At 41.6% G+C, this 13,188-nt stretch carries 12 protein-coding genes; 7 read left to right on the top strand and 5 right to left on the bottom strand.

The window, feature by feature from the left end; translation table 11 throughout:
- Positions 1–83 precede the first annotated feature (83 nt).
- Positions 84–569, top strand: coding sequence for a DUF4126 family protein (locus ACNURT_RS16535; protein ID WP_419698639.1), 486 nt, complete (start codon positions 84–86; stop codon positions 567–569).
- On the opposite strand, the gene ACNURT_RS16530 is transcribed toward ACNURT_RS16535, so the two are convergent.
- Positions 556–1,671 carry a mechanosensitive ion channel family protein gene (locus ACNURT_RS16530; RefSeq protein ID WP_419698638.1) on the bottom strand — a complete coding sequence of 372 codons (1,116 nt, stop codon included), beginning with the start codon at positions 1,669–1,671 and terminating at the stop codon, positions 556–558. The two genes, ACNURT_RS16535 and ACNURT_RS16530, sit on opposite strands and share 14 nt — an antisense overlap.
- Before the next feature lie 174 nt (positions 1,672–1,845).
- On the opposite strand from ACNURT_RS16530, the gene ACNURT_RS16525 reads away from it, so the two are divergent.
- A complete protein-coding gene (locus tag ACNURT_RS16525; RefSeq protein WP_419698637.1) occupies positions 1,846–2,463 on the top strand; it encodes a TetR/AcrR family transcriptional regulator in 618 nt (205 codons plus the stop codon).
- A 349-nt stretch (positions 2,464–2,812) separates the two neighbouring features.
- Here the strand turns inward: ACNURT_RS16525 and glgX are convergent, their stop codons facing one another.
- Positions 2,813–4,963 carry a glycogen debranching protein GlgX gene (gene glgX / locus ACNURT_RS16520; RefSeq protein WP_419698636.1) on the bottom strand — a complete coding sequence of 717 codons (2,151 nt, stop codon included), beginning with the start codon at positions 4,961–4,963 and terminating at the stop codon, positions 2,813–2,815.
- A gap of 204 nt (positions 4,964–5,167) precedes the next feature.
- Between glgX and ACNURT_RS16515 the strand changes: the two genes are divergently transcribed.
- The gene (locus ACNURT_RS16515; RefSeq protein WP_419698635.1) at positions 5,168–5,533 is read left to right on the top strand and encodes a response regulator transcription factor; all 366 of its coding nucleotides are present in this window, start codon (positions 5,168–5,170) and stop codon (positions 5,531–5,533) included.
- Positions 5,534–5,564: 31 nt separating this feature from the next.
- On the opposite strand, the gene ACNURT_RS16510 is transcribed toward ACNURT_RS16515, so the two are convergent.
- Positions 5,565–5,711 (bottom strand): hypothetical protein, encoded by a 147-nt coding sequence (locus ACNURT_RS16510; RefSeq protein WP_419698634.1) that lies wholly within the window; start codon positions 5,709–5,711, stop codon positions 5,565–5,567.
- Positions 5,712–6,124: 413 nt separating this feature from the next.
- Between ACNURT_RS16510 and ACNURT_RS16505 the strand changes: the two genes are divergently transcribed.
- From ACNURT_RS16505 to ACNURT_RS16490, 4 genes are all read left to right on the top strand, one after another.
- Positions 6,125–6,856 (top strand): hypothetical protein, encoded by a 732-nt coding sequence (locus ACNURT_RS16505; protein ID WP_419698633.1) that lies wholly within the window; start codon positions 6,125–6,127, stop codon positions 6,854–6,856.
- Positions 6,857–6,906: 50 nt separating this feature from the next.
- Complete coding sequence (locus tag ACNURT_RS16500; protein ID WP_419698632.1) at positions 6,907–8,358, top strand: family 43 glycosylhydrolase; 1,452 nt, start codon at positions 6,907–6,909, stop codon at positions 8,356–8,358.
- Between the two features lie 197 nt (positions 8,359–8,555).
- On the top strand, positions 8,556–9,332 hold the full coding sequence (gene xth, locus ACNURT_RS16495) for an exodeoxyribonuclease III (protein ID WP_419698631.1): 777 nt from the start codon (positions 8,556–8,558) through the stop codon (positions 9,330–9,332).
- A gap of 134 nt (positions 9,333–9,466) precedes the next feature.
- Complete coding sequence (locus ACNURT_RS16490) at positions 9,467–9,562, top strand: DUF5690 family protein (protein WP_419698630.1); 96 nt, start codon at positions 9,467–9,469, stop codon at positions 9,560–9,562.
- Between the two features lie 68 nt (positions 9,563–9,630).
- Here the strand turns inward: ACNURT_RS16490 and ACNURT_RS16485 are convergent, their stop codons facing one another.
- Both ACNURT_RS16485 and ACNURT_RS16480 read right to left on the bottom strand, forming a co-directional pair.
- Complete coding sequence (locus tag ACNURT_RS16485; protein WP_419698629.1) at positions 9,631–11,679, bottom strand: hypothetical protein; 2,049 nt, start codon at positions 11,677–11,679, stop codon at positions 9,631–9,633.
- Between the two features lie 34 nt (positions 11,680–11,713).
- Entirely contained in the window at positions 11,714–13,177 is a 1,464-nt protein-coding gene (locus ACNURT_RS16480) for a hypothetical protein (protein WP_419698628.1), read from the bottom strand.
- Positions 13,178–13,188 lie beyond the last annotated feature (11 nt).

Below are 13,188 nucleotides of genomic sequence, written 5' to 3'. Positions count from 1 at the left end.
AAAATTTCTTATTGATTTATATTTTTTAATTAGAACATAATTACAGCTCAATTGGTTTATCAGGAAACATCATTGCTAACCATATGAAACTCAAAATATCAAACCCTTTATGGCAGGTAATAGGCTTGGGTACATTGGCAGGTATGCGTACCTCTTCGGCGCCTGTTATTGCCAGTCATATATTAAGCCATCATCAATCAAAAAGCCTGGAACAATCAAATTTTAAATTCATGCAATCAACCGGGGTAGCTAATACGCTCAAAGTGATGGCCCTTAGCGAACTTGCAGTTGACAAATTACCGGTAACACCTAACCGGATCAAACCTTTTAGCGTATTAGCGCGCTCCTTGTCTGGAGCATTAGCAGGTGCAAGTATTTATAAGGCGACTGGTAACAACGCTTTTATTGGCGCTGTTATCGGCGGTTCAGCGGCTTTGGTTTCAACGTTTGGCAGTTTTTATTTGCGCAAAAGCGTAGTTAAGGTCAGCCATCTTGTCGATCCGATTGTTGGGGCCATTGAAGATGCCCTGGTTATTGGCTCTGGCGTAGGTTTATCTATGAGCGCTTAATGTCTGGGTGTTGTATAAACTTTTCCAGATTGCCTAACTCATTCCTGGTTTTGGGCAGGCTGCCGGGATAGTTTTGCTGTATAAAAGTAATGAGGTTTTCGCGGATATAACAACGCAGGTCAAAGGCATCAGATGATGTGCGCGAACTCATCAATACCCTTATCTCGATAACCTGTTCTTTTACGTCAGTTACCTGTACTACTTTTACCCTTTTATCCCATAAAGGCGTTTTTACGATCAGTCGTTCAAACTCTTCCCTGATGGCATCTATCGGTACGGTATGGTCCATATATAAAAACACCGTACCTAGTATATCAGCAGAGGTGCGTGTCCAGTTTTGAAAAGGTTTTTGTATAAAGTAGTTAATGGGCAAAATAAGCCGGCGCTCATCCCATATTTTTAAAACAACATAAGTAAGCGTAATTTCTTCAACGCGCCCCCATTCTCCTTCAACTACCAGTACATCATCAATACGTATAGGTTGTGTAAAAGCGATCTGGAAACCTGCCAGCAAATTGCCTAAAGAGTTTTGAGCCGCAAAACCCACAATAATACCCCCTATACCAACACCGGTTAACAATCCTGTGCCTATTTTACGCATACTCTCAAAACTTAGCAGAATGATGGCTATCGTCACAAAAACAATAACCACCACTATCAGCTTACGCATAAACTGGATCTGCGTGCGGATCTTCCGCTCTTTTAAATTATCAGCTTTATTTAGATCGTAAGTGTGGTAAATATAATCTTCTAATATCCTCACCGACCGAACAAGTATGCCGGCAAAGGAGATGGTCAGCAAAATTTCTATGGTTTTATCAAGCGGGGCTATGTAAACTTTATCCATCCGCATAAAGGGAATAAACAAATTAAGCAGAAAAAGAGGAATGAAATAAGTGATAGCCCGCCCAAGGTTAATGATCACCGATCTGAAGAATGAGTAGGAGGTTTCTTTCTTGGCATACAGTCTGAACAGGCGGGTAACTATAAATTTTATAATAAGGCCCACTAAAATGGCTATTATCGCAATGGCCAGATTCCATATTAAGGATGGGATACGTTGTGACAGATCAAGCAGACCAGGCGGCAATTTATTTTCCATGTTTGTAGCAGATGTGTTTGTAAAATCTACCTTAAAAATAGTTGGAATGTAAAATTGTTTTGGCAATAACACATGCGGCAGGCCCTGGTACTTATATTTATAGAATTTTTGATAGTTTTGTTAAAAAAGTCAGGAATGTGATCTGACTTAGGGTTTTATATAATTATAGATCAAATGGCTGCAGGCAATGACCATCAGGATATAAAGCGGGAAAAAATATTAGATGCCTCTCATCAACGGTTTTTACATTATGGTTATTCAAAAACAACCATGAATGAAATTGCTGGTGACCTATCTATGTCAAAGGCTTTGCTTTATTACTACTTTCCTGATAAAAGCCAGTTGTACATGGCAGTAATGCGTAAACTGGCCAATGATTACATCAAAAACCTGGAAGACCATATTGACACTTTTGCTAATTTAAAAGACGCTTTTGTTTTTCAGATCAATACCAATCACGACTTTATTGTAAGCAATTACAATTTCTTTGATTTTTTCAGACTTAATGAACAAAACCTTCCGGACACGATTTGGGATATAGTAGAGCAGGTTCACCTGGCGGAACTGAATTTATTGAGCAGAGCCATAAAAACCGAAATAGAACGGGGGGCTATTAAACCTGTAGAAAACCCAGAGGAAATTATTGATCTGTTATTGGATGCATTACACGGTATTAAAGTTAGCGCGGTATCACAAAAGAAGGTAAGCTTTCCGCGTAAAGAACACCTGGATGAAATACATACCAAAAGATTATTGCTGATAGATATTTTTATAAAAGGCTTGATGTATTAAGTCATCCTTAACTAATGGGGGCTGATTTACTGTCAGTTATTAGTCAAAATATAGGTAAATGATCAATCACGAATTTTATTATAGATAACTTTGTTTTGTACAAATAATCAGAAGTGTATTTAATTAATACTCCGATTATTGAAAGAAACTTCCTATTTAATAAGAGGTGATTGTTTTAGAGTGATTTAGCAGAATGGAGTATATCCATTCTGCTTTTTTGTGTTTAAATTATTCGGGCCTTTTGGCCTTTTTCCATTGCCTGTGTCCTCACAGGCAATTTTCTTTTCTCTTGTTCATGCAAGTTGTCTGTGAGGACACAGACAACGAGGGAAGTTAAATTATTTAAAGACTATTGCTGTTTTGTTCCTGCATCATGAATTAGCTGATGTTGAAGTAATACTACCGACCGGCCGTCTATTTGAATAGTATCTTCCGCTTTAAATATACGGACGGCTCCATTATTATCGGGGTTGGCAGTATCAATCAGGAGCTCCCAATCAAGTGCGTATTTTTCATGGGGCAGTTTATAACTCAATGGTTCATCATGGGCGTTAAAGATGACGTAAAAACTGTCATCCACAACTTTGTCGCCTTCCGCGTTAACGCTATGCAAGCCCAAGCCGTTTAAAAATACGGCGACAGATTTGGCAAAATCATGGCTCCAGTTGTCCTCATTCATTTCAGAACCATCAGGCAAAAACCAGGCTATATCAGCAATATCGTTACCTTGAACCGGCTGCCCATTGAACCAGTTCTTACGCGAAAATGCTGCATGTTCTTTTCGTAAATTAATGAGTTTGCGGGTAAAGGCATATAGATCCTTGTCCATGTTTTGCCAGTTTATCCATGAAATTTCATTATCCTGGCAATATGCGTTATTATTTCCTTGCTGGGTTCGGCCCATTTCATCACCGGCAACAATCATCGGCACACCCTGCGAAAGAAAAAGCGTTGTTAAAAAATTCCTTTTTTGCTTAGCGCGTAAGCTGTTAATGACGGCATCAGTGGTTGGACCTTCCACGCCACAGTTCCATGAGCGGTTATGATTTTCTCCGTCCTTATTGTTTTCGCCATTGGCTTCATTATGTTTTTCGTTGTATGAAACCAGGTCGGTTAGTGTAAAGCCATCATGAGCCGTAATAAAATTGATACTGGCGGTAGGCCTTCTGTATGATTTGTACAGATCGGAGCTGCCGGTGATGCGATTTGCAAATTCGGCCAGGGTACTTTCGGCGCCGCTCCAGTAGTCGCGGATACAATCTCGGTATTTACCATTCCACTCTGCCCAGCCGGCTGGGAATTTACCCACCTGGTATCCACCTTCACCAAGATCCCATGGTTCGGCTATCAGCTTCACACGTGATATGGTGGGGTCCTGGTGTATGATGTCAAAAAAGGCACTTAGGCGGTTCACCTCATGAAGTTCGCGGGCGAGAGTAGCCGCCAGATCAAAGCGAAAACCATCAACGTGCATTTCTTCTATCCAGTAACGGAGGCTATCCATCATTAAGCGCAAAACATTGGGCAAATTGGCATTTAGCGTATTTCCCGTTCCGGTATAGTCCATGTAATACCTTTTATCGTCATCAACCAGTCGATAGTAAGATACATTGTCAATACCCCTGAAGGATAAGGTAGGGCCCAAATGGCTGCCCTCGCCCGTATGGTTATATACTACATCCAAAATAACTTCGATGCCCGCCTTATGGAGCTCCTTAACCATGTTTTTAAATTCCTTAACCTGTTCGCCAAGCACACTGCACGAAGCATAACGTGCATCGGGGGCAAAGAAACCTATCGTATTATAGCCCCAGTAATTGCTGATACCTTCGTCAATAAGGTGCCTGTCTGAAAGGAAATCATGTACGGGCATTAACTCAATGGCGGTAATACCCAGGTCTTTCAAATAAGTAATAGCTACCGGGTGCGCAATAGCCGCGTATGTGCCCCTGATGCTTTCAGGTATCTCCGGATGCAATTTAGTGAACCCCTTTACATGGGCCTCGTATATTATCGATTTATAATAGGGTATATCAGGGCTTTTATCACCTTCCCAATCAAAATTATGGTCGATTACTACAGATTTAGGTATAAAAGCGGCGCTATTTGTTTTGCTGAAACTAAGATCTTCTTCCGGACTGCCTACTTCATATCCAAATAAGGCGTCGTTCCAGTCAATGGTTCCGGCAATGGCTTTCGCATAAGGGTCAACCAGTAATTTATTGGGGTTAAAACGATGGCCGTTCTTAGGTTCATAGGGTCCATATACCCGGAAACCATATAATTGGCCAGGTTTTAAACCGGGGATATAAATGTGCCATGTCAATTCGGTATACTCGGTAATGGGTATTTGTGCCGATTCTACCTCATCATGAACACCGTTAAATAAGCAAAGATCGACCCCGGTAGCATTTTCAGAATAAAGTGTAAAGTTAACTCCTTCGCCATCCCAGGTAGCGCCAAGTGGAAATGGTTGTCCGGGATATGTTACTATCTTCATAGGGTGTCAGATAATTATGTTTTGTCGTCAGTACTTTCAAATTGAAATTAAAGAAAATTGTTTTACGCACAAGTCTATTTGCGTTATTAAAAGAAATAATGTAAAAACAGTATCAAAATCATTTCTTTATTTTTAAATAACTTAATTAGTAATTGATTGTTAATAGTGTACTATGTAAATTTGTTTATCTACACTAATAAACCTATGAAGAAGAAAATATTTATTGTGGAGGACGATGCCGATCTGTCTGAAGCTATACAACTGATCCTGCGTGAGGAGGGTTATGATACTGCTGCTTCGCTGGATAAAAATTCCATAAAAGGGGTGATATTGCACATGCCCGACCTGGTATTGGTTGATAACAGGTTAAAAGATGGCTTTGGCAGTGAGCTATGTGTATCTATCAAAAATCATCCCTTAACCAGTCATATCCCTGTTGTATTGATGTCTGGATGGGCAAATCTGGAAGATACTGCCCGTGATTGCGGGGCCGATGCCTACTTAAGCAAACCTTTTGAAATGACCCAATTGATTGAAGCTGTTGATAAACATCTGAGACACCTGGTTTAATTATAAATTAAATAAGATGAGTGAGGACTGATCAAAATTGATCGTTTTTTATGGTCTGTAGTTTGTAATGATTGTAGTTTTTTAATTCTATGGCGTTGGCTGCTTCATCTACAGCACATTGCATTTGTTTCAGGAAGCCCCTCAATAACATTTCTTTTTCCGGTAGTTTAAGCATCACGGTTTGCATCCAAAGTTATCTTTTTGATTTAGGCACCATATCCTGGTCCTTCGTGCTTAAAATGATTTATCACCATTTATTTTTGTCGCTTTACATCCCGATAATCTTTGATCAGGAATTTCCATGGCGTAGTATATCCTTTATACGGCAGTATTGACAAATGTTGACTTTTATTGCTGAATAGTGTGATGAAGTGCTTTTCTGAAAGTATAGTTTTGGATTAATGTTTACAGCCGTTTTTAAAGTTGGAGAAATATATTTTATTGTTATTGCTGATGATCTCCACTAAGATCTGAAGATATTAGGCGATTGATGTCTCATTGGCGAATGATTTCCATACAACTCATCGGCAGGCGGCCTGTTTTTTCGACAATATGTTATTTATCAAAATTGTTTAAGTCAAAGCACCTACTATGAATATTAAATGCAATGTAGTATTGCTGGCAGCGGCCTTTTTAACTTTGGCCGGGTTGGAATCACAAGGACAATCTGCTATTTCAGGCAAGATTGATCCTATAACCGAAAATGATACCACGCGAAGTCTGGCACCATTCTTTGTCCCGGCAACCGCATCAAAAAAGACACCAAATACTGAGGGGTTTATTCAACGGTGGTTACTTTTAGAACCCATTAACAAATCAATACGGAGCAATCTTGTTTTCACAGAGAATTACCTGAAAACACAATTTGAAACCAATTATTTTCCAAACCAGTTTACGGTTATTCCGAAGGATGGGGAAAAAGTAAAAGTTGGAGAGCAGGAGTTGTTATGGCATGCATTAGAAAGTCCGGATTTCAACGTCAAATTATTTCGTTTTGCCTATGGGTTAAGAAAACAGACGTATGCTGTTTTGTTTTGGGCGGTAACTATAATCAACAGTCCGCGTGAAATAAAAAATGTAAGATTGGCAGTAGGGTCAAACGGGGGATCAATATGGTGGCTAAACGGAAAAGAAGCAGTGATTCTGGACGGCGACAGGCGCATGGTGATGGATGATTGTGCCTCCACCCGACTAACACTCAATAAAGGGAAGAATATAATACGTGGAGCGGTAATCAACGGTCCCGGCCTTAGTGACTTTTGCGTTCGTCTGCTTGACGAAAAAGGGGATCCGATAAAAGGTCTCACCATCAGCCTGCAATAAGTCAGTTTATCATCTTATTTAACGTTGAATTTGAACAGCAATTATTTATTATGAAATTATTAATATTAAAGGTCATAAGCACTATAACCCTGTTTTTATTGTGGTCAGCCGGAAAGACGATAGCACAGATTGGTAAGCCATTTATACATGATCCCTCAACTATCGCAGCATGTGATGGGAAGTTTTACACATTTGGAACATTTGGAGGCGGATTAATATCTGAAGATGGCTGGACATGGAATGGAGGTGGAGTGAGGCCCGGCGGCGGAGCTGCTCCTGATGTTTTAAAAATTGGAGACCGCTATCTTATTGTGTATGGTGCAACTGGCGGTGGTCTGGCGGGCGGTCATAACGGAACTATACTTAGCATGTGGAATAAGTCGCTTGATCCAAAATCTCCGGATTTTAAATATTCAGATCCTGTCAAAGTTGCCTCATCTGATGGTATTGAGGATAATGATGCGATAGATCCGGGGCTTCTTCTGGATCCCACCGATGGCAGGTTATGGTTATCCTATGGTACCTATTTTGGGTATATACGACTGGTGGAACTTGACCCCAAAACGGGTAAGCGGGTGGAAGGTAATAAAGCATTAAATATAGCCATCGATTGTGAAGCTACAGATCTGCTATATCGGGATGGATGGTACTATTTGCTTGGAACACACGGCACATGCTGTGATGGCCCAAACTCAACCTATAATATTGTTGTTGGCCGCTCCAGAAAGATAACTGGGCCATACATTGATAACATCGGAAGAAGTATGTTGAAAGGAGGTGGTAAGATGGTAGTTGCAGCTGGCGACAGGCTGATTGGGCCAGGACATTTTGGACGTGTAGTAGTTGCCGACGGCGTTGAGAAGATGTCTTGTCATTACGAGGCTGATTTGGACCAAAGTGGGCGTAGCGTATTAGGCATCCGCCCGTTACTATGGAAAAATGGATGGCCTGTTGCAGGTGATAACTTTAAAGATGGAACTTACGAGATTGAGTCTGAGCGAAGAGGGTACGCCTTGCAATTGAATGTTGATTTTATAAGAATGCCAGGTGGAATGCGATTTAACAGAAATAATGACGAACCGGTAAAACCAGTGCCATCACAGGAGTTAGCAGATGTGATTAAAACCTGGCCAACCGGAAACATTGGCTTACGGACAAGTGATTATATGTTTCGCCCTCATCAAAAATGGACAATTTCACAAGTTCCTGGTGCGGGTGGATATTTGGGCGGACCATATTATAAGATAACAATTGCAGGAACAGACCGTGCATTAGCAGCAACAGCCGATGCTGAACTGATAACAGTTCCGACGTTTACCGGCGCGCCGGAACAATTATGGCGAATCGATCAGTTGACTGATGGAACCTATAGGATTATGCCCAAGGTGGTCCCAAACTCGAAGGAGCAGCTGGCTTTAGTGTCTTCTGGCGACAGCACACCGACACTCTCCAAGTTTGATATGTACAGTGATAATTCCAAGTGGAATTTTAGGGTTCACTAATATATTGTAAAAACGAAACACTTGAAACTATTATTTCAACCTTCACCAATTATAGAGGGTGTTAAGACGCTGCCTTAAAGTTGCTGGAAGACGGGTTACCCAGTTTCCTGGATTAAAAGGCAAAGTTTTGCGCGCTTAGCGGTTATTGTAAAACTTTATTACGGCGTGGATGTATATTTAGGACCAAACTAACATCAATGAAAATAGCTACTTACAATGTAAATGGCATCAACGGCAGGTTACCGGTACTGCTTCGCTGGCTGGCGGAATCACAGCCAGATATTGTTTGCTTACAGGAACTAAAAGCCCCCAATGAAAAATTTCCGGAAGCAGCTATTAAAGAGGCTGGGTATAACGCCATATGGCATGGCCAAAAAAGCTGGAATGGTGTAGCCATATTATCGCGGTTGGATGATTTCAAAGAACTAAGCCGTGGCTTGCCTGGCGATGAGGACGACCTGCATAGCAGATATATTGAAGCTGTTGCTGGTGGTATCATTATTGCGTGTCTATACCTTCCCAATGGCAATCCAGCACCCGGCCCAAAATTTGATTACAAATTGGCCTGGTTCAACCGGCTACAGGAACATGCTGCAAGGAAGATCAAACAGGATGTGCCCATGATACTTGCCGGAGATTTTAACGTAATGCCGGCTGAGTTAGACGTATATAAGCCTGAACGCTGGCTGGATGATGCACTGTTTCGACCTGAAGTCCGTTCTGCCTTTGAGAAGCTTTTAAAGCAGGGCTGGGAGGATGCGATCAGGAAACTTCATCCTGATCAACAAATTTATACTTTTTGGGATTACTTCCGCAATGCTTATGGCAGGAACGCCGGGTTGCGGATTGACCATTTCCTGCTAAGTCCTAACCTCCGGGGCCGGCTTGTGTCGGGTGGAGTTGACAAAGAAGTCAGGGGCTGGGAAAAAAGCAGCGACCATGCACCTGTCTGGATTGAAATTAATGACATTTAGTTATCATCGCCTGGTTCAATCCCTGTGGTTTTAGCGGTATTAGCTTAAAATACTGTTGATTAAAATAATTATATAGAACATTTTTTACTCGAAAGTTTAGTTTACACCTCGATTCGGGTAATGTTGTTTGAACGATGATCGCCATGTTTAAATTAAAAGCCAATGCCGGGTTCTTTGTTTATATATGCGAATCCTTTAGTTATCTGGGCAGCGTTGGTTTGTTGCTTTAAGGAATTTTTCATAATGTATTTAAGCTGAAGCAAGGTATTTATGCAATTTAGCTATCTGCTTACCATTATTACAACTTAAATTCCATTGGAGTCTTTCCCGCCCATGTTTTTTGAATGGGTTTGCCTCCGACAGGTGTAACGGTAACCGTTTCATTGACACCCTTCCGTGTTACGGTAATATCGAAGGAACGGCCGAAAGCTTTAATATTTTTCAGCTTCATGAAATCCCAGCCTTTCGGCAACCATGGACTTAAAGCAAATGAACGAAATCCTGTAGGTCTGATACCAAACAACCCCTCTGTAAATATCCGGCAGTATAAACCACTTTCGGCAGAAAGATGTCTTTGGTTACCCTCGGGATAAGCTTCAACAGGGTAGGGTACGTGTTCTCCTAAAAGCCGGCGGCGCGAATAATAACGCAGAAAAGTCATAGCCCGCTCTGTTGCCCCTGCTTGCAAAACACCACGGAGGGCATACAAGGTGGAACGGTCCCAGAAGGTTTCTTTACCAGCTTGTGTGGCTAAACCATCGGCTGTCCATAACTGAGACGAAAATAGCGCGTTGATAGTACCTTTACTCCGGTCATATATACCCATAGTGAGTGGTATACAGATCCAGGCACGCAGCACATCATTGGTTTCGTAATATTTGTAAGTATGGAATCCGGCTATATCAGCACCAAAATATTTTTCAATATTTCCTTTAAGCTGTTCCGCTTGTTTCGTGTACAGATCGGTTTGTTGTTTGGGTAACTGTAATTGCCTGCTAAGTAAAGTTGCTGAAACCAATGCATCATAATACAGGCAATTAGTAGAAAGGTTGGCTTTACCCGAAGGAAACCGGCCTTCCAATTCATCGCTTTGTGATTCTACAACGCCTTGAGCATTGATATGCCTGCGACTATACTCCAAACACCAGGAGATGAGTGGCCACAGGACTTTTGCAGAGTCGGCATTTCCATAAGTAAGGGCATATCTTGATGCACCGTAAGCTATCATGGCCTGATCACCTCGGTCGCCGGCACCTTTCCAAACCGTATCCCCTTCGGCAACAATGGAGCTTGGGAGGGCGTTATAGTCCGGATTCATATATTTAGCGAACAACCGGTAAGCATTCATCGCAGAAAGATTTCCTATCCTGTCGCCAGAAATGGCAAAATAGGGGTTGATATATTCTGCCTGGTCATTGGCCCAGATAGCGGCATAGTAGGATAGGCCCCCAGGTCCGTGCATGTAGCCACCTTTAGTTTTAAAAATGCTTTCTGTAGCCCTGATCTTGGCAAAAGCAAACATCGTATTCAGGATACTATCCGGTGTTTGTAACTGCAAAGGCGCCTCAATTTCAGCTATCCGGTTTTCACGCGCCTTTTCTTCAAATTGAGGGTCAACAGATAACAGAGATGAAGGATGATTAGTAGCCAGATAGCAAACGGAAAATGTATATATCTGTTCTGGTTGCAATACCCGGCTGCCGTCATTTACAGACTGCATAATAACCGTATGAGGGCCCCCTTTACTCCTCACGGTATCGGTAGTCACCTCCCGTTTCAAATGCTCCACAGATATAGTGACCGGTTTATTACTGGTATTCGTAAATGTATACTTTTCAATAGCCAGAGGTTTATCTACAGATGGAAAAAATGCACGTTCTATTTTAACGTATCTCGAATCGCCAGCCTGTTCTATAATACGCATAATGCCATGTTGATTAATACTTTTTGCCAGTACATTTATATTTCCTTCTGAAACATCAGGACGTAATAGCCTGCCATTTATACGTATTCTCGGTAAGGCATTATCATCAAATGTATAAGCGATATGGCTGCGTGTATCATCAGGAAGCATACGAAAAGTTGGGAAAACCACGGTACGGCTAACATGGCAAGTCCTGGAAGAATCTACACTATAAGCAACCCATAACGATACTTTCTCGCCCGACATTTCTATATGGTCTGCATGGGGCAAGCGGTCTTTGATATTCCAGGTGATGCTGCCATCAGGTTGTAAAAGCCACCTGTCAGCTTGTGGCGGCAAAGCTTGTTTTTGAGCGTAGGATGAGGTGCACTGTATAAGAAATGCTAATGCTGAGAACAGGAGTTTATGTGAGCAAGATTTCATTAAATGTTTTTGTATGGTGCGATGGATGCTTTTATTATTTCACGTTGACTTTTACTTGTTGACCGGGCTTAACAGTTACTTCGGTAAAGGACATTACCTTTCCCTGCGAATCTGTTTCTTGTTTGATAGCCAAAGGCTTACGGTTAGTATAAGCCTGATGATAACTACCGTAAAACAAAGCCTTCCATTTTAATGGCTGCTTTCCATGGTTGGTCAATGATGATTGACGAGCATTAAGATGTGCCACATCCACCACTGTGTTCAGCAATGGCAGGTTACTTATAGTCGCGTTACCGGCCGCTGATGTTTTATAAATAGTGCTGATACTATGCATGCGTACATCGGGTGTAATACCCATCAGTCCTTGTACAATACCTTCTATCACTCCAAAAGAAACTTCCGGATATTCTCTCCTTGCCGTAGTTTCATTGGACAGGTACAGGATGTAATCCCTTGCCTTGTCCCATAAGCCTTTATTATAAAATATAAGTGGTAAGTATGAAGTATTCTCCACATTCCAGGTTTTGGAACTGAGGTGGGCTAATGTTTGATTTACACGGCTGTTATCCTTCAACGCATCAAACCAAAGCAAAAAGGTTTCGCCTTCATCTTTTCCAAAATGGTTGTCATTACTGTAGTAAGTATAGTATAATTTATCTTTTTCGTCCCACCAGTAGGCCTCCAGTTGTTGGCGGTATTTTTCGGCTTTCAGACTATATAAGGCTGCTTCTTTTAGCCTGCCTTTTTCTGCTAATATGGCCGAATAGGTAAGTAATCCCCTGTACAATGCCGCTATCAGATCAGCACCAGTTTTTAAATTGGCAACCCCCTCAGAGTATGAAGGTAAGCCACGGCAGCGATGGAAAGAATCGCTTTCATTAAAAGGAACCGGTGCATTGGGGTGAGCGGGTCTTGTTAACATAGAATCAGCTGATAGTACCCAGGTGTTTATATAATCGTTTACCGTTTTTTCCTGAAAATGTACAAAAGCGGGGTTATTGATATAGTACTTGTCGCCCGTCCATAAATAAAGCCGCCAGCTGGCATATAGTACATCAAAATTGGCAGGCAGGTTATACCAGAACTCGTGATCGTTCCTGTAATCCTCAGGAGCTGGTTTCCCCGTTTTATTGATCTCCCAGTAGGAGCACCAGTTTTTTGATGCCGATATATTGCTTGCGAACAAGGTAAGCATGTTGCGATTTTCCTGTTTTAAACCTAATATCTCGGCACCAATACTTTGATGTGATACGTCACGCATGCAAAATGCATCACGTGGGGGCAAGGCCGATTCATACCATGAACCCACAGGGTCTTTTGGATGACCTTTATAATGCAAAGCCATACCTTTTGCCCATGCAAAAGCCTGTTCTACTTTTTTATCAGATGAAGAAAACTGTACACCATTATCCTGAGCCATAGCGGCAGAAAAGGAAACAGTGCCAAGTGCCGCTGCAGATATAAATATCCTGCGTGCTAAAGAAACAATCGTACTCATATTCAAATTAT

Source organism: Mucilaginibacter sp. NFX135 (genome assembly GCF_048565145.1).
Lineage (GTDB): Bacteria > Bacteroidota > Bacteroidia > Sphingobacteriales > Sphingobacteriaceae > Mucilaginibacter.
Note: the sequence above shows the minus strand (reverse complement) of the source record. Positions and strands in the feature narration are given on the sequence as shown.